Here is a 20,731-nt window from a genome sequence, read left to right on the forward strand (position 1 = left end):
GTAACGTGCGCCACTGCTCCTCCTGCTCCTCGCACGGGCGCCCGCGCACTCCGCGCGGACCCGCGTCACGAGCCGACCGGAGGGGCACCGAACGAACGGAAGGCCCTGCATGCGGATCCTCGTGTGGCACGTGCACGGCGGCTGGATGGACGCCTTCGTCCGCGGCCCCCACGAGTACCTCATCCCGACCACCCCGGCCCGCGACGGCTGGGGGCTCGGACGCGGCGGGCGCGACTGGCCGGCGAACGCGATCGAGATCGACCCCGCGGACGTCGCCGACGCCGAGGTCGACGTGGTCGTGCTGCAGCGCACCGAGGAGCTCGAGGAGGCTCGACGCCTGCTCGGCGGTCGCGAGGTGCCGGTGGTCTTCGTCGAGCACAACGCCCCCCGGGTCGACGTGCCGAGCAGCCTGCACCCGATGCGGGACCGCGACGACCTGGTCATCGCCCACGTCACGCACTGGAACGCCCTGATGTGGGACTGCGGCACGACCCGCACCACGGTCGTCGAGCACGGCGTCGTCGACCCCGGCCCGCTGTACACCGGCGAGCTCGAACGCTTCGGCGTCGTCATCAACGAGCCGGTCCGTCGCGGCCGCGTGGTGGGCACCGACCTGCTCCCCCGCTTCGCCGACGTCGCGCCCGTCGACCTCTGGGGCATGGGGACCGAGCGTCTGCCCGAGCTCGGGTTCGGCGGCCGCGTCGTCGCCCTCGGGGACGTCCCCGCCGACCCGATGCACGCCGCGCTCGCGCAGCGACGCGCCTACGTGCACCCGAACCGCTGGACCTCGCTCGGCCTGTCGCTCATCGAGTCGATGCACATGGCGATGCCGGTCCTCGTGCTCGCGACGACCGACGCACCCCGGACGGTGCCCGCCGAGGCCGGCGCGATCGCGACCGACGTCGACGAGCTGGTCCGTGCCTCCAGGACGCTCCTGGAGGACCCCGAGGAGGCCCGCCGCCGCGGTGCCGTCGCGCGTGAGGCCGCGCTCGCGCGGCACGGGCTCGGCCGGTACCTGGCGGACTGGGACGACCTCCTCGACGACGCCGTCGCGCGGGGTGCGCGGCGGGGACGCGCGGCGGACGCCGCGCTGGAAGGGAGCCTCCGATGAAGATCGCGATGGTGTCCGAGCACGCGAGTCCGCTCGCGGTGCTCGGCGGAGTCGACGCCGGTGGACAGAACGTCCACGTCGCCGAGCTCTCCGGAGCCCTGGCGGACCGCGGCCACCAGGTCACCGTGTACACGCGGCGCGACGACGCCGACCAGCCCGTCCGGGTGCTGCTGCGCCCCGGGGTCGAGGTCGTGCACGTCGACGCCGGTCCTGCGCGGCACGTACCGAAGGACGACCTGTTCCCGTTCATGGGGACGTTCGCCTCGGTGCTCGCGGCCGAGTGGTTCGTCGACCGTCCCGACGTGGTGCACGGGCACTTCTGGATGTCCGGGCACGCCGCGCTCGAGGCGGTCAAGCAGGTGCACGCCCGCACCGGCGGCGTCCGGATCCCGGTCGTGCAGACCTTCCACGCGCTGGGCGTCGTGAAGCGCCGCCACCAGGGCACCGCCGACACGAGCCCCGCCGAGCGCGAGTGGATCGAACCCGCGGTGGGCCGGAGCGTCGACCAGGTCGTCGCGACGTGCTCCGACGAGGCGTTCGAGCTCAAGGCGCTCGGCGTCCCGCTGCACGCCATCTCGGTCGTGCCCTGCGGGGTGGACACGGACCTGTTCCGCCCGGACGGCCCGGTCGAGGAACGCGGCCGCCCCTTCCGCGTCCTGACCGCGTCCCGACTGGTGCGCCGGAAGGGCGTCGGCACGACCATCGCGGCACTCGCGAGGCTGCTCGACGAGGGTCGCGAGGCCGAGCTCGTCGTCGTCGGCGGTGCCGGCACCGCCGGGGCCGACCTCGCCGACGACCCGGAGTACCAGCGCCTCGACGCCCTGGCCCGGTCGCTCGGGGTCCGCGAGCACGTGACCTTCCGCGGTCAGCTCGGGCAGCACGACATGCCCGCCGTGTACCGCAGCGCCGACGTCGTCGTGTGCGCGCCCTGGTACGAGCCCTTCGGCATCGTGCCGCTCGAGGCCATGGCCTGCGGTCGTCCGGTCGTCGCGTCGAGCGTCGGCGGACTGATCGACACCGTCGTGGAGGACGCCACCGGCCTGCACGTCCCGCCCCGTGACGAGGACGCCGTGGCCGCCGCCGTCGGTGCGATCCTCGACGATCCCGAGCGCCGCGAGGCCTACGGACGCGCCGGACGCGAGCGCGCCAAGGCCCGGTACACCTGGCACAAGGTCGCCGCCGAGAGCGAGCGCGTCTACGAGCGGCTCGTCGCCGGTGCCGCGAACGCCCTCGCCGCCCCCGCGGCGGCGGCCACCGGGACCGACACGGCACCCGTGTCGAACGACCCGGTCACCATCACCCCCGCCACCACCATCCCGGGCGCCCGTCCCGGACGCGCCGGACGGACCGCCCGCCCGACGCCCGCGGCGCTGCCGCACCAGACGGAGAGGACCGCACGATGACCATCGAGCAGCAGACCGGCACCCGCGAGCCGGAGACCGGGAGCGCCAGCGTCCGGACCGTCGTCGACCACATCGCCGCCTCGGTCCCCGTGATCGCGTCGCTCGTCGACCACAAGGACCACATCGCCGCCTGGGCGGACGACATCGCCGCGCGCCTCGTCGCCGGTCGCCGTCTGCTCGCCGCGGGCAACGGCGGGTCGGCAGCGGAGGCGCAGCACCTGACCTCTGAGCTGACCGGCCGCTTCGACGGGGACCGCCCGGCGTACTCGGCGATCTCCCTGCACGCCGAGAGCTCCGCCGTCACCGCGATCGGCAACGACTACGGCTACGACCAGGTCTTCGCCCGCCAGGTCACGGCGCACGCGCGCGCAGGGGACGTCGTGGTGCTGCTCAGCACGAGCGGCAAGAGCCCGAACCTGCTGCGCGCCGCCGAGGCCGCGCGGGCCGTCGGCGCCCGCTCGATCGCGATGACCGGCCCCGGCCCGAACCCGCTCGCCGACGCGGTCGACGACGCGATCCGCATCGAGGGGCCGTCGGCCAACGTGCAGGAGGCGCAGCTCGTCCTCGTGCACGCCCTCTGCCGCGCGATGGAACCCGCCCTGCGCCGCGGCGGACGCCGGTGACCGCGCACGACGGCACCGCCGCACGGCGCGCCGACGAGACAGCAACCGCGCAGCACACCGCCGCCCGCGCGCAGGCTGACGGCACCCGGCGCCGCATCGTCGTCGTCGGCGACACCCTGCTCGACGTCGACGTCTCGGGCACGAGCGAGCGCCTGAGCCCGGACGCCCCCGTGCCCGTCGTCGACGTCCGCACCGACGACCGCCGCGCCGGTGGCGCCGGTCTGGTCGCCTCGATGCTCGTGCGCGACGGCCACGACGTCACGCTCGTCACCGTCCTGAGCGACGACGACCGCGCCGAGGAGATCCGCGCCCTGCTGCCCGACGTCCGGGTGGTCGCCGGTCCCTCCGGCGCACCGACCCCGGTGAAGACCCGCGTCCGCGTCGTCGACCACGCACTCGTCCGCATCGACGAGGGCTGCGCCACGCCGCCCGTGCCCGGCACCACGGCCGAGATGACCGCGGCGCTCGAGGGCGCCGACGCGATCGTCGTCGCCGACTACGGCCGCGGTGTCGCCGCGTCCGAGGGCCTCCGCAGCGCCCTGGCCGCCGCGGCGCGCACCACACCGGTGGTCTGGGACCCGCACCCCAAGGGCGCCGCCCCCGTCGCCGGCACTGCCGTCGTCACGCCGAACACCAGCGAGGCCCGCCGCTTCACCAACCTGTCCGGCGAGGGCGTCCCCTTCGCCACCGACGCCGCCGCCGAGCTGGTCCGCGCCTGGGACGTCGACGCGGTCGCCGTCACCATGGGCGACCGCGGTGCGCTCGTCGCATCGCGGCGCCGCGGCGACGGCACCGGGCCGGGAGCGCTCGACAGCCGCTTCGTCCCGGCCCCGTCCGTGACCGCCGGCGACCCCTGCGGCGCCGGTGACCGCCTGGCGGCGGGCGTCGCGATCGCCCTGGCCGAAGGGACGGACGTGGCCGAGGCCGTCGCCGCGGGCGTGCTCGCGGCGTCGGAGTACCTGGCGGCCGGCGGTGTGACCGCGCTCTTCGCCGACGACGGTCCGGCCCCGGTGCCCGTCCCCGGTGTCGACCGCGACGCACTGCGGGTCGTGCACGAGGTCCGCAGCGCCGGCGGGACGGTCGTCGCGACCGGCGGCTGCTTCGACCTGCTGCACGCCGGGCACGCCCGCACGCTCTCCGCCGCCCGGGCGCTCGGCGACTGCCTGGTGGTCTGCCTCAACTCGGACGACTCGGTCCGCGCCCTGAAGGGCCCGGAGCGACCGATCATGACGCAGGACGACCGGGTCGAGCTGCTGCTCGCACTCGACTGCGTCGACGCGGTGGTCGTCTTCGACGAGCACACCCCGGACGAGGCGCTCCGTCGCTTCCGGCCGGACGTCTGGGCGAAGGGCGGCGACTACGCGGCCAGCGAGCTCCCCGAGGCGGCCACGCTCGCCGAGTGGGGCGGCCGGGTCGTCACCGTCCCGTTCCACCCCGGTCGGTCCACCACCCGGCTCGCCGCCGCCCTCGCCGCGGTCGGCTGACCCCGACAGACCCGACCACGTGCCGGACGGGAGGCGCGGCGCACCGCCGCCACGAGCCTCCCGTCCGGCACCGGTCACCACACACGTCCCGTCGGCACCGCCGACGGACCGGCACCACGCCACTCCCGGAAGGAAGTCCATGCCCGTCCCCACCACACCCATCGGCCGCGTCCTCGTCACCGGCGGCGCCTCGGGTCTCGGCGCCGCGGTCGTCGCCGCGGTCGCCGAGGCCGGCGGCACCCCGATCGTCCTCGACCTGCGCGTCGACGGCGTGCCGGAGGGCACCGACGCCGTCGCCGTGGACGTCACGGACACCGAGGCGACCGAGCGCGCCGTCCGCGAGGCCGCCGAGCGCCACGGCGGCCTCGACGCCGTCGTGACCGCCGCGGGCATCGACAAGCCCGCCCCGATCGGCGGGATCTCGTCGGGCGACTGGGAGCGCATCGTCGGCGTGAACCTGCTCGGCACCGCCGCCGTCGTGCGTGCCGCGCTCCCCGCCCTCGAGGCGACGCACGGCCGCGTCGTGACGATCTCGTCGTCGCTCGCGCTGAAGGGCGTCGGCGACGGCACCGCCTACTCGGCGTCGAAGTTCGGCGTGCGCGGGTTCTCGCAGGCGCTGGCCGCCGAGACCGCCGGCCGCATCGGCGTGACGAACATCATCCCCGCGGGCATGCGCACCGCGTTCTTCGAGGGCCGGACCGAGCAGTACAAGCCGGGCCCGGACGCACAGCTCATCGAGCCGGAGTACGTGGCGAACTCGATCCTGTTCGCGCTGTCGCAGCCGGCCGGGTGCGAGATCCGCGAGCTGTCGATCATGCCGGCGACCGAGCCCAGCTGGCCGTAGCCGTTCGTAGACGCCCGACGGGAGGCGCGGTGCCGGACGGCGCCGCGCCTCCCGTCCGTGCATGCTGGCCGGGCGGCCGGACCCGCTCGGGTCGCACGACGTGCCGCTCACCTTCCAGCCGAACGGCACGTCGCTCGACTTCCGGTCGCACGACATGCCGCTCGACTTCCGGCCGGACGGCATGTCGTGCGACCGGAACGACCGCGGGCGGCATGTCGTGCGACCTGAAGGAGCGCTGGCGCCGGGTCAGGCGACCGGCTCGACCGCGCGCCCCCGGGGCCGCACCGTGGCGAGCAGGTCCTCGACGTCGGCGAGCACGGCCTCCGGCTGCACCTCGTCGACGTAGGACGGGTCGTGCTCGCAACGCTCCGCGGTCCACCCGACCTGTGTGACGTCGATGCCGCACACCGGACACCGGGTGACGAAGGACAGGTGCACCCGGTGCCGGCCGCGGTCCACCGGCCCCGCGTTCACCACGTTGCCGAACCAGAAGACGCCGACGGTGGGGGTCCCGACGGCGACGGCGAGGTGCCGCGGGCCGGAGTCGTCGCCGACCACGACGTCGGCCGCCGCGAGGACGGCGGGGAGCTCGGCGAGCGGCAGGGCGTCGGTCAGGTCGTGGAGCCGGTCGTGCAGCGCGGTCGGCACCGCCCCGCGGATCGCCTGCGCTGCGGGGACGTCGGTGGCGTCACCGACGAGCACGACGTCGTCGCCCGCGTCGAGTCGCGCGGTGACGACGGCGGCGAACCGCTCGGGGCTCCAGCGCCGGCGGGGGTCGGTGGCGCCGGGGTGCACCGCGACCAGGTGTCCGCGCACGCCGAGCCGGTCGCGCACGGCCTGCCGCTCCTCGGGCGTCACGTGCACGCGCGGATCGAGGGTGACCGGTGCGGCACCGGCCAGCGACACGACCTCGAGCCCGCGGAGCACCTCGTGCTGGTAGTAGACGTAGCGGACCCACCGTTCGAGGACCTCGGCGTCCTCGGTGGCGGTCCCCACGGTGTGCGGCGCGGCGAGGCGCAGCAGGAACGGGTTCGAGTTCCGACCGCCGCCGTGCAGCTGGACGGCGAGGTCGAACCGCCCACGCAGTCGTGACTCGAAGTCCTCGAGCGTGGGGGCTCCGCTGCCGCCGTCGCGCACGCCGGGGACGACCGGGAGCTCCTCGAACGCGTGCACGGCGTCGGTGCGTCCACGCAGGACCGCCGGTGCCAGCGGGCTGCCGAGCAGCGTGATGCGGGCGTCCGGGTACGCGGCGTGGAGCGCCTCGATCGCGGGGACCGCGAACAGCAGGTCCCCCAGGCCACCGCCGCGGAGCACCGCGATCTCCCGGACGTCGTCGAAGCGGTCTCCACCGTTGCCGATCAGTTGCACCAGACCCGTCTACCCGGGACCAGCCGTGAGGACTGCCGGGACCGACCCGGCGAGACCCCGGCAGCGCGTTCCGCGGACCTCGCGCGCGGAACCGTGACCCCGCACAGGTACGTGCGGGCAGCGTGGAACGGTAAGCACGTCTCCGGAAGGACACCATGAGCATCGCCACCCCGTCAGCGACCGCGACCGACACCGACCACCTGGTCGTCACCGACCCCGTCGACGGGTCGATCGCCACGACGACCCCGCGCTCCACGAGCGAGGACGTCGCGAACGCTGTCGCGCGCGCTCGAGCGGCCGCCCCCGGTTGGGCGCGCACGGCCCCGGCGGAGCGGGGCGCCCTGCTCCACGCCGCAGCCGCGCACCTCCGTGACCACGCGCAGGAGCTCGCCGACCTGAACACCCGCGAGACGGGCAAGGTCCCCGGCGACGCGATGGGCGGGGTCCAGGCCGGCATCGGGACTCTCGTGCAGTACGCCGAGCTCGGTCCGGTCCACCGTGGCGAGGCCCTCCGCGGGCAGTTCGGCGCCGCGGACTGGTCGGTCCCCCACCCCCGTGGCGTCGTGCTCGCCCTGACCCCGTGGAACGACCCGGTGGCCGTCGCCCTCGGCATCCTCGGTGCGGCGATCGTCACCGGCAACACCGTCGTGCACAAGGGCAGCGAGCGGTGCCCGGGCACGATCACGCGCCTGAACGCGCTGCTCGCCGAGGTTCTGCCCGAGGGCGTCCTGGTGGGCGTCGACGGCGATGCCGCGACCGGCGAGGCCCTGCTCGAGCAGGACGGCATCGACGTCTACGCCCACGTGGGCTCCACCGCGACCGGCGACCGCCTGACCGAGGTCGCCGCCCGGACCCACGCACACGTCATCCGCGAGAACGGCGGCAACGACGCGGTCGTCGTGGACGCCGACGTCGACCCGACCTGGGCCGCGGCACAGGTGGCACTCGGCGCGTTCGCGAACACGGGCCAGATCTGCACGAGCGTCGAGCGCGTCTACGTGCACCGCGACGTCGCCGAGGAGTTCACCGCGGCGCTCGTCGCCGAGGCCGAGCGTCGGACGGCGTCGCCCGCCGCGGAGTTCGGTCCGCTCGTCGACGACCGGCTCCGCGCCACGGTGCAGTCGCACGTCGACGACGCCGTGCAGCGCGGCGCCGAGGTGCGCACGGGCGGCACGACGCCCGGTGGCGTCGGCACGTTCTACCCGGCGACCGTCCTGGCGGACTGCACCGACGACATGGTCGTGATGACCGAGGAGACCTTCGGCCCGATCGCTCCGGTCCGGGTCGTCGAGTCGTTCGACGAGGGGCTGCGCCTCGCAGCGGCCGACCGGTACGGCCTGGCCGCGACGGTGCTCACCGGCGACACCGGCCATGCGCTCCGCGCGGCGGCCGAGCTGCCCGTCGGGACCGTCAAGGTGAACGCCGTGTTCGGCGGCGCACCGGGAGGCAGCGCCCAGCCCCGTGGCGCGTCGGGTGCCGGCTTCGGCTACGGCCCGCACCTGCTCGACGAGATGACGACGACCACCGTCGTGCACCTCGAACCCGCTCCCGCCCGCACCACCTCCGGAGGAACCCGATGACCGCCGACGTCCGTCTCGTCCGCGACCTGGTCGCCTCGGTCGACGACCGCGAACCCCTCGTCGTCGTCATCGGCGACTGCATCCTCGACCGGTGGACCGTCGGCGAGGCCGAACGGGTCTCGCGCGAGGCACCGGCTCCCGTCGTGCGCGTCACCGAGACGGTGGCCGTGCCGGGCGGCGCCGCGAACACCGCGGTGAACGCCCGCGCCCTCGGCGCCCGCGTCCGCATGGTCGGCCTGATCGGCGACGACGAGTCCGGCCGCGTGCTCCGCGAGCGGCTCGAAACCGCGGGCGTCGACACGACGTACCTGGTCGAGGTCGCGGGTGCGCGCACGACGACGAAGTCGCGGGTGGTCGGCGGCGACCGCGTGGTCGTCCGGGTCGACGAGATCGCCGCGACCCCCGACGCGCACGCGGGAGCCCGCCTGGCGGAGGCCGTCGCCCGCGCCGTCCGCTGCGCCGACGCCGCCGTGGTGTGCGACTACGGCCTCGGCGTGCAGCCCGAGGACGTCGTGCCCGTGCTCGACCGAGACCGCCCCGGTGCCGTCGTGGTCGACGCCCACGACCTCACGCGCTGGGCCGATCTCCACCCGGACCTCGTCACCCCGAACGCCGGCGAGACCGCCGGGCTGCTCGGACGCGACCTCGGGGCCGGGTCCGCCCGGGTCCCCGTCGTCGTGGACGCCCGCCACGAGGTCCTCGCCCGCAGCGGCGCCCGTGCGGCGGTCGTCACCCTCGACCGCGACGGCACCGTCCTGCTCGAGCCCGGCACCGACCAGGCCTTCCGCACCCGCGCCACCCCCGCGTCCGAGCAGCAGGCGTCCGGTGCCGGCGACACCTTCTGCGCCGCGGCCACGGTCGCCCTCGCCGTCCGGGCCCCGCTCCGCGACGCGATCGCCGTCGCCCAGGCAGCCGCCGACGTGGTCGTCCGCGAGGCCGGCACCTCGGTCTGCACCGCCGCTGCCCTGATCGACTCCGTGACGGCCCCCGCCGCCACGGTCGTCGACCACGAGGACCTCGTGCTTGCCGTCGAGGCTGCGCGCGCCGCCGGACGGCGCGTGGTGTTCACGAACGGCTGCTTCGACGTCGTGCACCGCGGGCACACCACCTACCTGCGGCAGGCCCGCGAGCTCGGTGACCTGCTCGTCGTCGCCCTGAACGACGACGACTCGGTCCGCCGGCTGAAGGGTCCGGAGCGCCCGATCAACACCGCGGAGGACCGCGCCGGCGTCCTCGCCGCTCTGGCCTGCGTCGACCTGGTCACCGTGTTCGCGACCGACACCCCGATCCCGCTCATCGAGCGCCTGCGTCCCGAGGTCTACGTCAAGGGCGGGGACTACTCCCCCGAGATGCTCGAGGAGACCGGCGTCGTGCGGGCCTACGGCGGCGAGGTCGTGATGGTCGACTACGTGCCGGAGCACTCGACGACCGCGGTCGTGCGCCGCATCCGCGAGGCCACCGCAGCGGCGGCCGCCGCAGCGACCGGTCCGGCGCCGGCCGACACCACGGACGCTGTGGCGCCCGCCGTCGAGCCCGACCCGGCACCGTGACCGCCGCCCGCTGGTCGGGCGCCTGGGCGCGCCCCCTGACGGACGACCGCGGTCCGGCCGAGGTCGACGTCCTGGTGCCGACCGTCGGGCGGCCCGCCGAGCTCGCCACGACGCTCGCCGGGCTCGCCGCCCAGACCGACGTCGCCCTCCGCCTGGTCCTCAGCGACCAGTCCGCGGGTCAGGACGCCGCCTCCGAGCCGGCGGTCGCCGCGATGCTGCGCGTCCTGGAGGCGCAGGGCCGGCCCGTCACGCTCCTCGCCCACCCGGAACGGCGTGGTCTGGCAGAGCACCGCCAGTACCTCCTGGACCACGCCACCGCCCCCGCGGTGCTCTACCTCGACGACGACGTCTGGCTCGAGCCGGGCACCGTCCGCCGGATGCTCGACGCGCTCCGCGACCTCGGCTGCGGGTTCGTCGGCAGTGCCGTGCAGGGGCTGTCGTACCTGCAGGACCGCCGTCCGCACGAGACGGCCGTGTTCGAGCCGTGGGACGGTCCGGTCGTACCCGAGGTCGTGCGCCGCGGCACCCCCGGCTTCGACCGACTGTCACTGCACAACGCCGCCAACCCGGCCCACGTCGCTGCCGACCTCGACGTCCCGACGGGCGGATGGGTCCCCTACCGGGTCGCCTGGGTCGGCGCGTGCGTCGTGTACGACCGCGCAGCGCTCGAGCAGGTGGGGGCCTTCCGGTTCTGGGACGCCCTGCCCCCGCAGCACTCGGGCGAGGACGTCGTCGCGCAGTGGCAGGTCATGGAGCGCTTCGGCGGCGCGGGCATCCTGCCGTCGGGCGCCGTGCACCTGGAGAGCCCGACCACCGTGACCGACCGTCGGGTCGACGCACCCGACGTGCTCTTCGACGACCACGAGACGGCCCCGCACCGCCGCTGAGCGGCGTCCCACCACGCCGGGACCGGCCCCGCGGCGGACCAGCGCCGTCCCGAGGAGGCGCGACGAGCCTCCCGGCCGGTCCTCGTGACGCGGCGCGCACCGGACGCGCGCTGGGCCGTGGACCGATCCACGGGGCAGGATGGCCACACCACCAGTGAGCAGGAGGACCACGATGGCGACGTTCACCCGCGGATTCGGCGGCCGACGCGACGACCGCGACGACCCGCGCATCCCACCCGGCCAGACCCTGGTGCGCGACTGGCCCGTGCTCTCCGCCGGGGCGACCCCGGACATCGCGCCCGAGGACTGGAGCTTCTCGATCCGCACCGAGTCGGGTCTGCACACCTGGTCGTGGGACGAGGTGCACGCGCTCGGGGTCGAGGACGTCACCGTCGACATCCACTGCGTCACCCACTGGACGAAGCTCGACATGCCCTGGCGCGGCGTCCCCCTCGACCGGCTCTTCGCCGACGTCGAGACGTCGCTCGACTTCTGCACGGTGCACAGCTTCGGCGGCTACACGACGAACGTGCCGCTCGACGAGCTCCTGGACGGGCAGTCCTGGATCGCCTTCGAGGCGGACGGCGAGCCCCTCACCCCCGAGCACGGCGGTCCGGCCCGGCTGCTCGTCCCGCACCTGTACTTCTGGAAGAGCGCGAAGTGGGTGCGCGGCATCGTGATGCAGGCCGAGGACGAGCCCGGCTTCTGGGAGAACGCCGGCTACAACATGCACGGCGACCCCTGGAAGGAGGAGCGGTACTGGTGAGCACGCCCCCCGTCGACGGCCTGGAGGCGCGGATCACCCCGCGCGGGGCCGCTCCCGTCCGCAGGCGGCCGGCCTGGCACCCCGCCACCGTCGCCGCCGTCGCGCCCGAGACCCCGGCCGCGCGCCGCATCGTCCTCGACGTGCCGACCTGGCCCGGCAACGACCCCGGTCAGCACCTCGACCTGCGGCTCACCGCCGAGGACGGCTACCAGGCGTCCCGCTCCTACTCGATCGCCTCGTCCGGTGAGGGCACCCGGGTGACGCTGGCCGTCGACCGGGTCGAGGGCGGCGAGGTCTCGCCGTTCCTCGTCGACGCGATCGAGGTCGGCGACGGGCTCGACGTGCACGGTCCCCTCGGTGGGTGGTTCGTCTGGCGTCCGGACGAGTCGGACCGGCCCGTGCAGCTGATCGCCGGCGGGTCGGGCATCGTCCCCCTGCTCCCGATGGTCACCGCGCACGCCGAGGCGGACGACCCGGTGCCGTTCCGGCTGCTGTACGCCACCCGCACGCCGGAGGACGTCTTCTTCCGCGAGGAGCTCGACGCTGCCCTCCGCGCGACCGCTCCGCTCGAGGTGACGCACGTGTACAGCCGCCGGGCGCCGTCGGGATCGGGCGAGGCCGTGGGCCGGCTCACCCGGGAGCGTCTCGGCGCATCGGTGCTGGAGCCCGACGCCGGCGCGCTCGTGTACGTCTGCGGGTCGACCCCGTTCGTCGAGCAGGTGCTGCGGTGGCTCGGCGAGCTCGGCCACGACCTGTCCGACGTCCGGGCCGAGCGCTTCGGCGGCGCGTGACGGCGAGGACCGGCTGCTGCACGACGAAGGCCCTGGTCGGTGACCAGGGCCTTCGTGTTCCGAGCGGATGACGAGATTCGAACTCGCGACCCTCACCTTGGCAAGGTGATGCGCTACCGCTGCGCCACATCCGCGTACAGGAACACTCTACCCCGGATCAGTCCCGTGCCCGTGATCTGCGGGGCCGCCGGGCGCGTCGTCCGGGTTCGCCGCGGGCCTGGTGTTGCGGGATTGCGGGAAACCGCAAGGTGATCATGCCGACCAATCCGAGTCTCCGTCGTGTCCGGATGACTCCTCGGTGCCCGGACCTGCCCGACCGGCGCACCGGGGCCACCCACCCCTCGTCCGGCCGTTCGCGGCGACCCGAACCCTGCGAGCGGCCGGGCGGTCCCGGGTTCCCAGCGCCGACCGGGTTGACTCGGAGCATGAGCTACGTGCACGACAACCCCGGCGGTACCGAGGCACACGGTGTCGACCTGATCGACGGCGATGCGCCCGCGATCCGCATCCTGGTGCACGGCGACCTGCCGACGACGATCGAGCACGAGGGCCGCACCTGGCTCGCGACGGGCGACGCGCACGACGACGGCGACCCGTCCGCTCCCCCGATCGCGATCTACCGGCCGGTCTGACGCGGGTCGTCCCCGCCCCTCGTCGGGCCGCCGTGTCCTGTCCGACGGCCGTCTCCCGTCAGCCCGGCGCTGTCGCCGCTGCCTGGCTCAGCAGGGAGACGATCGTCAGGTACAGCCCGGAGGAGAGGACCGCTCCGGGCAGCAGGGCGAACACGGCCGCGGGGATCGCCCACAGCTGGTGCTTCCCGGGACGGTCGTCGGGCGGCGTGCTCGCCATGGCGGCGAACGAGGACGCGGACACGAGCACCGCGAACGCCGCCGTCATGCAGATGACCGGCCACGACTGGTAGCCGACGCAGAACATCGGCACGAGGAGCGGCAGGAAGAACATCGCCGGAGCAGCGACGAAGCCGATGCGGGAGACGATCCGATAGGTCCGTCGGTCCCGGTCCGTCACCCGGTCGGTGCGCCGGTCGTCGGTCATCCCTTGCCCGCTCCCCGCAGGTCGTCGACGCTCCCGTCGAAGCACGTCGACTCCCCGGTCACGCTGTACCGCTGCGGGAAGGCGTTGAACCCGATCGACGTCACCGGTCCCCCGCTCCCGCGGACGCCGAGCAGCGGGTCCGCCGCTCCACTCTCGAAGTGCTCGACGGCGATGCCCTGCTCCTCCCACGCTTGCTCGACCCGTTCGACGTCCGCGGCCGGGTCGACTCCCGCCGGTGCCACGCGTTCGACGATGTAGCTCCACCGGGCTCCGGGCGCAGCGCCTGCACGATCGCAGCTCTCCGCCGCAGGACCGCTGTACACGCTCCACTCTCCGCCGATCGACTGCGTCGTGTGCTCGACCACGTCCACGATCGACCGCTTCGCCTCGAACGCGTCCACACGGGCTCCGCCCGGGTCGGCGCTGCACGCCGACAGGACCGTTGCGGCCACGAGCAGCACGGCGATGCACGTGTTCGATCGGCGACCCATCGCTCCTCCTCGTCCTGACAGCGCGCGGCACCACAGGTCTCGCGACCGACGACCGCCCCGAGTCCGAGCAACGACCGCACGTGCCGGCGATCGGTCACGCTCTGGTTCATCCCTGAGCGGGGTCGTCTGCGCTCCCAGCTGCGCACGCGGAGACGCCGGCAAGGCTGAAGCGCGCGGGGTGGGCGTCGAACCCGATGGACGTGGTGGGACCGCCCTTGCCCCGGACACCCCGGAGTGGTTCGTCCCCGCCGGTCTCCGTGTCGAAGACCTCGATGCCGTCCTGCTCCCAGACCTCCGTGACGGCACGGATGTCCCGTTCAGCGCTCTCGGGGGAACCGTCGCGCTCCAGGACGTAGACGTACCGCACGCGGTCCTCGACGCCCTCGCCGCATGCTTCCACCGACGGCCCGAGTGACACGCGCCACTCCCCGCCGATCGCCTCCGAGGAGCGCTCGACGAGGTCGACGATCGACTTCTCGGCTTCGAACGCTTGCACGGTGGGTCCCTCCCGCTCCACGCTGCTGTCCGCACAGCTGGTGAGGACGAGCAAGAGGCCGATGGCTGCTGTGAGTGCGAGCCAGGTGCTCGACCGGTGTCGAGGTGCGATCGTCGTCATGGCGCCTGCATCATCTGTCCGAGGAGTGGATCCGCTCAGCCTTGGTCCGAGAACTCCTCGTCGCGGAGCTCCGACGCGTTCCCGGGCGCGCAGACGCTGACTCCGGACATGCTGTACCGATCCGGCTTCGCGTCGAACCCGATCGAGGTCACGGGGTCACCGGTTCCGCGGATGCCGGCGCGAGTGGCCCCTCCGGGCGTGGCCGTGTCGACCACGTCCATACCCGCGTCCTTCCAGACGGCACGGACCGCATCGACATCGCGCTGCAGCCCGGTGGCCGACCCCTCTCGCTCCACGATGTAGACGTACCGGACGCGATCCTCCACGTCCTGTCCGCACGGCTCGACCGCAGGGCCGCGGTAGACCTTCCAGTCGCCCCCGACGGCAGCCGTCGACCGTTCGACGAGATCGACGATGGACTTCTTCGCGGTCGACGGATCCATGTCGGAGCCTCTCGGTGTCGTGGTTGTGCTCCCGCAGGCGGTGAGCATGAGCAGGACGAGTGCCGTGATCGAACCGAGCAGGGCGGTACGACGTGTTCTCGTCGAGGATCGCTTCATCATCACGGTGCTCTCATCATCTGTTCGAGCAGGTCGCGCTCGAAGTCCGTCGGTCCCTTGGCCACGTAGTCGGTCATCTCTTCCGGCTGACCGGTCGTCGCGTACCCGATGTTCGAGAGGGACTCGGTGTTCACGTCGAGGTAGCCCTCGCCGTCGGGGGTGCTGACGCCGTGGTCCTTGACGCCGCGCAGCTTCTCCCCGTCCTTCTCCACGCCGTCGGCGCCGAACGCGGACGCACCGAAGCTCGGCGACGTGGGGTCGATCCCGTGCACGGGGCTGAGCCGACCGGTGCCCGCCCACTGGTCGCCCTTCTCGTCGCCCGGGAGCGCCCACACGTTCCGGGCCTGACCGGCGTAGACGTCATCAGCGTGGATGTCGTCTGCTCGTGGGATCGAGTTCGGTATGCCCGCTGAACCGATCGTCGTGAACGAGTCGACGTGGACGGCCGCCTGGGTCAGACCGAACGCTGCCGTCGTCGATCCGTAGGAGTGGGCAACGACGTTCGTCCGGGGCAGGTCCCCTCCACGCACGGCATCCAGCCCCTTGATCGAGGCTGCGAGCGCGTCGCCGCCCGGCTCTGCGTACCCGTTGAACAGCACCCCCGGGTCCGGACTGCCCGAGATGACGGGGATGGGCGGGGCCTTGTACCCCATCCACGCGATGACGGCGTGCTGCTGCAGAGGGCTGTCGTCGTCGACACTGTCGCGCTGCTGGTCGTAGATGTTCTGCGCCGAGGACGCCCATGCGTTCATGCCGGTGGTCGACGACCCCATGCCGGGAACCGCCCAGGTCACGTTGCGAGCGGTGTCCAGGTCGCCGATCGCGACGGCAGCGAGTGGTGGCACGTCGTCGGTCAGCGACACGACGTACCGGTCGCCCGACTGCGACCCGGGAACGAACTGCGCACCGGTGCGGATGTCCCGCAACGCCGTGAGGTTCTCCGACGCTCGGCTCCAGGCGGTCCCGTTGTCGTACGCGATCGTGGACTGCAGCGCCTCCACCTCCTGCTCAGCCTCGGTGATCCGGGCGTCGAGCACGGTGCGGTTCGCCGCGTCGCGGGCCCAGTAAGCGACTCCCTCGAGGTTGCCGAGGCGAGCGAGCACCGGCAGGGGCAGCGCTCGGACGTCCTGCCTGCGGGATGACGACCATCCGAGCTGTGCCCAGAGTGCCGCGACCTCGGCCGCGGTCAGGTCCGGATCGAGCATCTGGTGCAGCGCCGGAGGCAGGTCGGCCGGTGCTGCGATGTCGAGTGTGGCGTTCGAGAGATCGCCGGAACCACCGGCCCGGTCGAAGGCGTCGGCGATCCGCTCGAGCCACGCGGCGTCCTCGCGGTTCTCATCGAGCAGCCGATCCGCACCGGCCAGGAAGGACGCGTTCGCAACGCGCACCCAGCCGCAGCTCCCGGTGAAGCCGTGCCAGGCGGACCGCAGCGTCGTCAGGTTCTCCTCCGCGGCGCGATCTGCGGCGCGGCTGTCGCTCGCGAAGGACCGGAGCGAACCGGGATCCGCTGAGCTGGTCCCTTCTGCCGTCCCGCCACCGGTGCGCGTCCGACCCCGCGCCGAGAACGCCACGGTGATGGTCGGCGGAGCGATCGGGACCTCCGACGGCTTGAAGTCGAAGACACCGAGCGACGGACTCCCGTGCAGCCCGAGCGGATCGGCCGCGACCTGGCGGTCCCGCTCGTCTTGCCGGAGCTGCCACGCCGCGAGCTGCTCGAGGCGTTGCCGTTCCTGCTCCGCTGCAGCGGTGGCCTCGGTCACCTGGTCGACGAGGTCGTTGAGCGCGGACGTGAGCTTCGGCCGGTCGCCAGCTTCGATCTGCACCGACTCCTCGAAGCGCTTCGCGTACGCGCCGCGGAAGTCGTCCAGAGCTGATTCGGCGGCGCGCCGACGCGCTGCCCCCTGCCCGCGCAGGCGATCGGCGGCCGCCCCGGCTGCCCTGACGAGGGCATCGGCCGCCGCCTCGTCGTACTGGATGTCCCCCATGTGCTCCCCCCTTGCACTTCCACTGTACGCAGATCGATCGAAGATGTGCGGACAGGGCCGCCGAGCGTCGATCAGGTCTTCGGCCCGCCGAGCGCCACCGTGCTACCCACGATCGCGGCCGGTCGTCGATCCTTGTCCATCCCCGTGCCCGGAGCTCAGGAGCGCACGCTTGCCGATCGGCCGTCAGACCCTCGGAGTGTCCACCTGCCGCGAGGCCTGCGCCTCCTCGAGGGTCACCCGATGAGCTCGGCGAAGGAGGTCGTCCAGATCACGAGTCAAGGCAGCTGTGCGTGACGATCCGAGCCGTGCAGTCAAGGACTCGGAGAACAAGCGCCACCAGACGGCCTCCACCTCCTGCGCGGTGATGTTCCCGTACTCGAGCAGGATCCGGGCCAGGGCGACGGCCTCCGGTACGTACTCGTCGCTCGGGGTTCCGTCCACCGTCCCCGGCCTCAGGCCGTACGGGTCGACAGCGGTCAACAACCGGAGAGCGCCGGACACGATGCGCTCGCACTCGTCGCCTCGGCCCGTCACCCTGCCAGACTGCAGCACTGTGTCCCGGGCGGTCGGCCGATGGTCCGGACAGCAATCGGCAGGGGAGGCCGACCGGCACGGCAACGTTGATCCCTTGACCAGCTCGCTGCTAGCGTTCGACGATCGAGTCCGACGACGGGGAGGGTGGCAACGATGCCGTTCACGGCCCCTCGTGGACTGTTCCCCGCGAAGCCTGCGCCCGAGCTCGTCGGACCGCGGCCGATCCCTCCCGGAGTCATGGCAACGCAGCACTGAGCTGACCCTCCCGGTCAGCCCCTCCTCGCCGCGAGCGTTCTGCTCGCGAGCTTCTGCATGCCCGTGCCCCCACTCAGCGGCGGCACGACGACTTCACGGGATCACATCCATGCTCTTCACCCCTGCCCGGTTCCGGGCGTCCCTCGCGAGCCTGCGCGAGCACCGCTTCGTCACGTTCGCGGTCCTGACCGACACCATCGGCGCCGGCCTCACGCTGCCGCTGACGATCGTCTACTTCACCATCACCACCGACGTGCCCCTCGCAGTGATCGGTGTCCTCTCCACCGTCGCGTCACTGGTCGCCCTACCGATCGGACTCGTCGGCGGGGTCCTCACCGACCGGTTCGGCGCGAAGGCGTCGATGATCCTGAACAACCTCCTCTCCGCGGCGGGCTTCACGCTTTACCTCTTCCCTCACGACCCCGCCATGATCTTCGCGGCGATCTTCCTCGCCCACGCGTCCGAGCGGCTCTACTGGACGTCCTGGACTGCGTACGTCCACGACCTCTCGGAAGGCCGCCCGTACGAACGCTGGTTCGCGTTCCTGGAAGCGACGAAGGCCGCCGCGCTCGGCGCCGGCGCGATCATCGCCGCGCTAACCCTCGCGAACGGCCACCAGGACGGCCTGCGGTGGTTGGTCCTCGCCAATGTCATCACCAGCGTCGCAGCGGCCATCGTGTTCGCAACACAACGCACCGGCCACCGATCGACCCCGTCTGCGTTCGCCGAGGCAGAGGAGGGCGATCCGCTCGGGTCGCTTCGTTCCTTCGTCACTGACCGGTCGATGCAACTCATCACGCTCGGACAGTTCCTGATCGGTCCCGCCATGGTGCTGCCGAACGTCGCGTTCAGTGTCCTGTTCGTCGAGCGCTGGGGCATGTCCCCGGCGGTCGCACCCGTGCAGTTCGCGATCTCGACCGGCCTGTGCGCACTGTTCCAGACGTCCGTCACGCGCTGGGTGGCCGGGCGACAGCGCGGAACGCTCATCGCGCTCGGCGCGGTCCTGACCGCTGCGACGTCAGCGCCGCTGATCGTTCTTCCTCCGCTGCACGGGCTGTCCGCATGGTCGTACGTCGTCGTCGTCGCGATCTTGCTGGCCGCAGCGGACATGATCTGCCTGCCAGCGGCGAACGCGGTCATGGCGGAAGCCCCACACCCGCGCATCCGCGGTCGAGCGATCGGGGTGTTCCAGACCGCGAGTTCGATCGGCATGGCACTCTTCCCGCTCACCCTCGGGCTGTTGGACTCACGCGCGCCGTGGCTGCTGTGGTTCATCGCCACTGGCGTGTTCCTCGCTGCCGCATGGGCCTGGCGCGGAGCAGTACGAGGCCTGCCGCATCGGGTGCGGCTTGCGGAACTGACCGACATCGACGCGTGAGCAGTGCGTGGCCGGGCCCGACCGTGCCCGACCACGCACCGTCCCGGTGAACGGTCGACCCTCGACGTGGTGCGGTGGACAGCGCTCTCCCCCAAGCGTGCCACCACCGTGGTACACATTGTACGGAGGGGGTTCGCATGCTCATGGTGATGATCAGCTCGAGCGAGGCGCCAGTGGTGATCGCACTCGGTCTGGTGGTCGGGGTCGTCCTTTCGCACATCGACCGGCGCGGTGGCGGTGGCGGAGTGCCGAGCAGGGTCCGCTCGGCAGCGGCAGCGGCAACGGTCGGCGTGGTCGGATGGGTGCTGCCCCTGGCGCTGTCGTTCTCGATGGTCGGACAATTCCGGTGGTGGCCTGAGGTGCTGCCGATCGCGGCGGGTGTCATCGCGGTCCTCGTCGTGGGGTCCGGTGCGACCGAGCCGATGACTGCCGACGGATTCGTGCCTGACCTGCGGCGCCGTGGTCCGCTGACGTTCTCACGGGGTGCGGAGGTCGCGGCGGCCGCCGCCGTCGCGGGCGTCCTGGCGCTGACCGTTCTCGGCGCCGGGCTGATCTCGTCCCAGGACGAAGAAGGCCGCTACGCGTCCATCATGATTCCGATCGGGAACGCGACGGCCAGCACAGAGTTCTTCGGCTGGTACTACGGCGTTCCTGTCATGGCAGCGACTGTGGTGCTTGCCGTCGTCACGCTGTCGCGACTGCACCGTGTTGCGCGTGCCCCGCGGACCGACACGGACCGGGCCGGCGACGACCTCCGTCGCCGTGACCGATCGTCCGCTGTGCTCCGGAGCGCCACGGCCGCGCTGCTCCTCACACTCGGGTCCGCATGGCAGCTCGTCGCACAGGGTTCGTCACTGCGAACGTCCATCCCGCTCACGGAAGCCGGGACCATCGAGTTCGGGACGTCCCTCGCCGCTCTGGGTCCGGTCCTCGGGTTCTCGTCCCATTGTGTCGTCGGTCTCGGTCTCGCGCTCGTCATCGCTCAGCTCCTGGGCCGTGGTCGGTCCGGTGCCTCTGCGGGCGTCGGTACCGACCCCCGACCGGTCCGCGCGTGACAGTTCCCGGTGCACCCCCCGGAGCTGATGCCGTGGCAGAACTCATCCGCGGACAGATCGCCGTCGGGCTGCTCGTGCCAGGTGCCCGGCTGCCGTCGGTACGGCAGCTCGCTCGAGACATGTCGATCGCCCCGGGTACCGTCGCGAAGGCGTTCCGGCGTCTGGTTGCCGAGGGGTTCGTGGTGACCCGACTGGGCTCGGGCACGCGAGTAGCAGAACACAGCGGATTGCTGCCCAGTGCGGTTCTCGCCGCGCTGCGGCGCAGCATCGAGGACGCGGACCGACACGCTGTCAGCATTGAGCAGCTCCACGCGGCTCTCGACGCCATGTGGACAGCCGAGCACCCGACACCACCGGACCGAGCCGCTACCGCGTCATGGTCCGGGTGAACCTT

20 protein-coding genes and 1 tRNA gene are annotated in these 20,731 nt (G+C 73.0%); 14 read left to right on the forward strand and 7 right to left on the reverse strand.

Translation table 11 applies throughout. The features are described 5' to 3' along the window. Positions 1 to 109 precede the first annotated feature (109 nt). The 5 genes from QUG98_RS11840 to QUG98_RS11860 all read left to right on the forward strand — a co-directional run bounded on the left by QUG98_RS11840 (position 110) and on the right by QUG98_RS11860 (position 5,465). Positions 110 to 1,111: a glycosyltransferase gene (locus QUG98_RS11840; RefSeq protein ID WP_289470717.1), complete on the forward strand. Its 1,002-nt coding sequence runs from the start codon at positions 110 to 112 to the stop codon at positions 1,109 to 1,111. Then, the gene (locus QUG98_RS11845; RefSeq protein WP_289470718.1) at positions 1,108 to 2,514 is read left to right on the forward strand and encodes a glycosyltransferase; all 1,407 of its coding nucleotides are present in this window, start codon (positions 1,108 to 1,110) and stop codon (positions 2,512 to 2,514) included. The genes QUG98_RS11840 and QUG98_RS11845 overlap by 4 nt, the downstream gene beginning before the upstream one ends. Further along, positions 2,511 to 3,137, forward strand: coding sequence for a D-sedoheptulose-7-phosphate isomerase (locus QUG98_RS11850; protein WP_058727889.1), 627 nt, complete (start codon positions 2,511 to 2,513; stop codon positions 3,135 to 3,137). Before QUG98_RS11845 ends, QUG98_RS11850 begins: the two co-directional genes overlap by 4 nt. Before the next feature lie 95 nt (positions 3,138 to 3,232). Further along, positions 3,233 to 4,621, forward strand: coding sequence for a PfkB family carbohydrate kinase (locus tag QUG98_RS11855; RefSeq protein ID WP_289470841.1), 1,389 nt, complete (start codon positions 3,233 to 3,235; stop codon positions 4,619 to 4,621). 139 nt (positions 4,622 to 4,760) lie between these two features. After that, on the forward strand, positions 4,761 to 5,465 hold the full coding sequence (locus QUG98_RS11860; RefSeq protein ID WP_058727890.1) for an SDR family oxidoreductase: 705 nt from the start codon (positions 4,761 to 4,763) through the stop codon (positions 5,463 to 5,465). Between the two features lie 246 nt (positions 5,466 to 5,711). Here the strand turns inward: QUG98_RS11860 and QUG98_RS11865 are convergent, their stop codons facing one another. After that, positions 5,712 to 6,833 (reverse strand): glycosyltransferase family 9 protein, encoded by a 1,122-nt coding sequence (locus QUG98_RS11865; protein ID WP_289470720.1) that lies wholly within the window; start codon positions 6,831 to 6,833, stop codon positions 5,712 to 5,714. A gap of 155 nt (positions 6,834 to 6,988) precedes the next feature. On the opposite strand from QUG98_RS11865, the gene QUG98_RS11870 reads away from it, so the two are divergent. The 5 genes from QUG98_RS11870 (at position 6,989) to QUG98_RS11890 (ending at position 12,407) form a co-directional block, all read left to right on the forward strand. After that, a complete protein-coding gene (locus QUG98_RS11870; protein ID WP_289470721.1) occupies positions 6,989 to 8,413 on the forward strand; it encodes an aldehyde dehydrogenase family protein in 1,425 nt (474 codons plus the stop codon). After that, entirely contained in the window at positions 8,410 to 9,963 is a 1,554-nt protein-coding gene (gene rfaE2, locus QUG98_RS11875; RefSeq protein WP_289470722.1) for a D-glycero-beta-D-manno-heptose 1-phosphate adenylyltransferase, read from the forward strand. Before QUG98_RS11870 ends, rfaE2 begins: the two co-directional genes overlap by 4 nt. Further along, positions 9,960 to 10,850: a glycosyltransferase family 2 protein gene (locus QUG98_RS11880; RefSeq protein ID WP_289470723.1), complete on the forward strand. Its 891-nt coding sequence runs from the start codon at positions 9,960 to 9,962 to the stop codon at positions 10,848 to 10,850. The genes rfaE2 and QUG98_RS11880 overlap by 4 nt, the downstream gene beginning before the upstream one ends. A gap of 172 nt (positions 10,851 to 11,022) precedes the next feature. Continuing rightward, the gene (locus QUG98_RS11885; RefSeq protein WP_250366904.1) at positions 11,023 to 11,616 is read left to right on the forward strand and encodes a molybdopterin-dependent oxidoreductase; all 594 of its coding nucleotides are present in this window, start codon (positions 11,023 to 11,025) and stop codon (positions 11,614 to 11,616) included. Further along, positions 11,613 to 12,407, forward strand: a complete 795-nt coding sequence (locus QUG98_RS11890; protein WP_289470724.1) for a ferredoxin reductase — start codon at positions 11,613 to 11,615, stop codon at positions 12,405 to 12,407. The genes QUG98_RS11885 and QUG98_RS11890 overlap by 4 nt, the downstream gene beginning before the upstream one ends. Before the next feature lie 62 nt (positions 12,408 to 12,469). Here QUG98_RS11890 and QUG98_RS11895 read toward each other — a convergent pair. Beyond that, a tRNA-Gly gene (locus QUG98_RS11895) sits at positions 12,470 to 12,541 on the reverse strand. 291 nt (positions 12,542 to 12,832) lie between these two features. Between QUG98_RS11895 and QUG98_RS11900 the strand changes: the two genes are divergently transcribed. Beyond that, complete coding sequence (locus QUG98_RS11900) at positions 12,833 to 13,039, forward strand: hypothetical protein (RefSeq protein ID WP_289470725.1); 207 nt, start codon at positions 12,833 to 12,835, stop codon at positions 13,037 to 13,039. 58 nt (positions 13,040 to 13,097) lie between these two features. On the opposite strand, the gene QUG98_RS11905 is transcribed toward QUG98_RS11900, so the two are convergent. From QUG98_RS11905 to QUG98_RS11925, 5 genes are all read right to left on the reverse strand, one after another. Next, entirely contained in the window at positions 13,098 to 13,463 is a 366-nt protein-coding gene (locus QUG98_RS11905; RefSeq protein WP_289470726.1) for a hypothetical protein, read from the reverse strand. After that, entirely contained in the window at positions 13,460 to 13,954 is a 495-nt protein-coding gene (locus QUG98_RS11910; protein ID WP_289470727.1) for a hypothetical protein, read from the reverse strand. The genes QUG98_RS11905 and QUG98_RS11910 overlap by 4 nt, the downstream gene beginning before the upstream one ends. A 106-nt stretch (positions 13,955 to 14,060) precedes the next feature. Continuing rightward, complete coding sequence (locus QUG98_RS11915) at positions 14,061 to 14,450, reverse strand: hypothetical protein (RefSeq protein WP_289470728.1); 390 nt, start codon at positions 14,448 to 14,450, stop codon at positions 14,061 to 14,063. Positions 14,451 to 14,605: 155 nt separating this feature from the next. Further along, a complete protein-coding gene (locus tag QUG98_RS11920; protein WP_289470729.1) occupies positions 14,606 to 15,061 on the reverse strand; it encodes a hypothetical protein in 456 nt (151 codons plus the stop codon). 71 nt (positions 15,062 to 15,132) lie between these two features. Next, complete coding sequence (locus QUG98_RS11925) at positions 15,133 to 17,115, reverse strand: alpha/beta hydrolase (RefSeq protein ID WP_289470730.1); 1,983 nt, start codon at positions 17,113 to 17,115, stop codon at positions 15,133 to 15,135. A gap of 898 nt (positions 17,116 to 18,013) precedes the next feature. Between QUG98_RS11925 and QUG98_RS11930 the strand changes: the two genes are divergently transcribed. From QUG98_RS11930 to QUG98_RS11940, 3 genes are all read left to right on the forward strand, one after another. After that, positions 18,014 to 19,282: an MFS transporter gene (locus QUG98_RS11930; RefSeq protein ID WP_289470842.1), complete on the forward strand. Its 1,269-nt coding sequence runs from the start codon at positions 18,014 to 18,016 to the stop codon at positions 19,280 to 19,282. A gap of 137 nt (positions 19,283 to 19,419) precedes the next feature. Next, positions 19,420 to 20,337 (forward strand): hypothetical protein, encoded by a 918-nt coding sequence (locus QUG98_RS11935; RefSeq protein ID WP_289470731.1) that lies wholly within the window; start codon positions 19,420 to 19,422, stop codon positions 20,335 to 20,337. Positions 20,338 to 20,369: 32 nt separating this feature from the next. Beyond that, complete coding sequence (locus QUG98_RS11940) at positions 20,370 to 20,726, forward strand: GntR family transcriptional regulator (RefSeq protein ID WP_289470732.1); 357 nt, start codon at positions 20,370 to 20,372, stop codon at positions 20,724 to 20,726. Positions 20,727 to 20,731: the final 5 nt, after the last annotated feature.

It is taken from the genome of Curtobacterium subtropicum, from assembly GCF_030362975.1.
GTDB lineage: Bacteria > Actinomycetota > Actinomycetes > Actinomycetales > Microbacteriaceae > Curtobacterium > Curtobacterium subtropicum.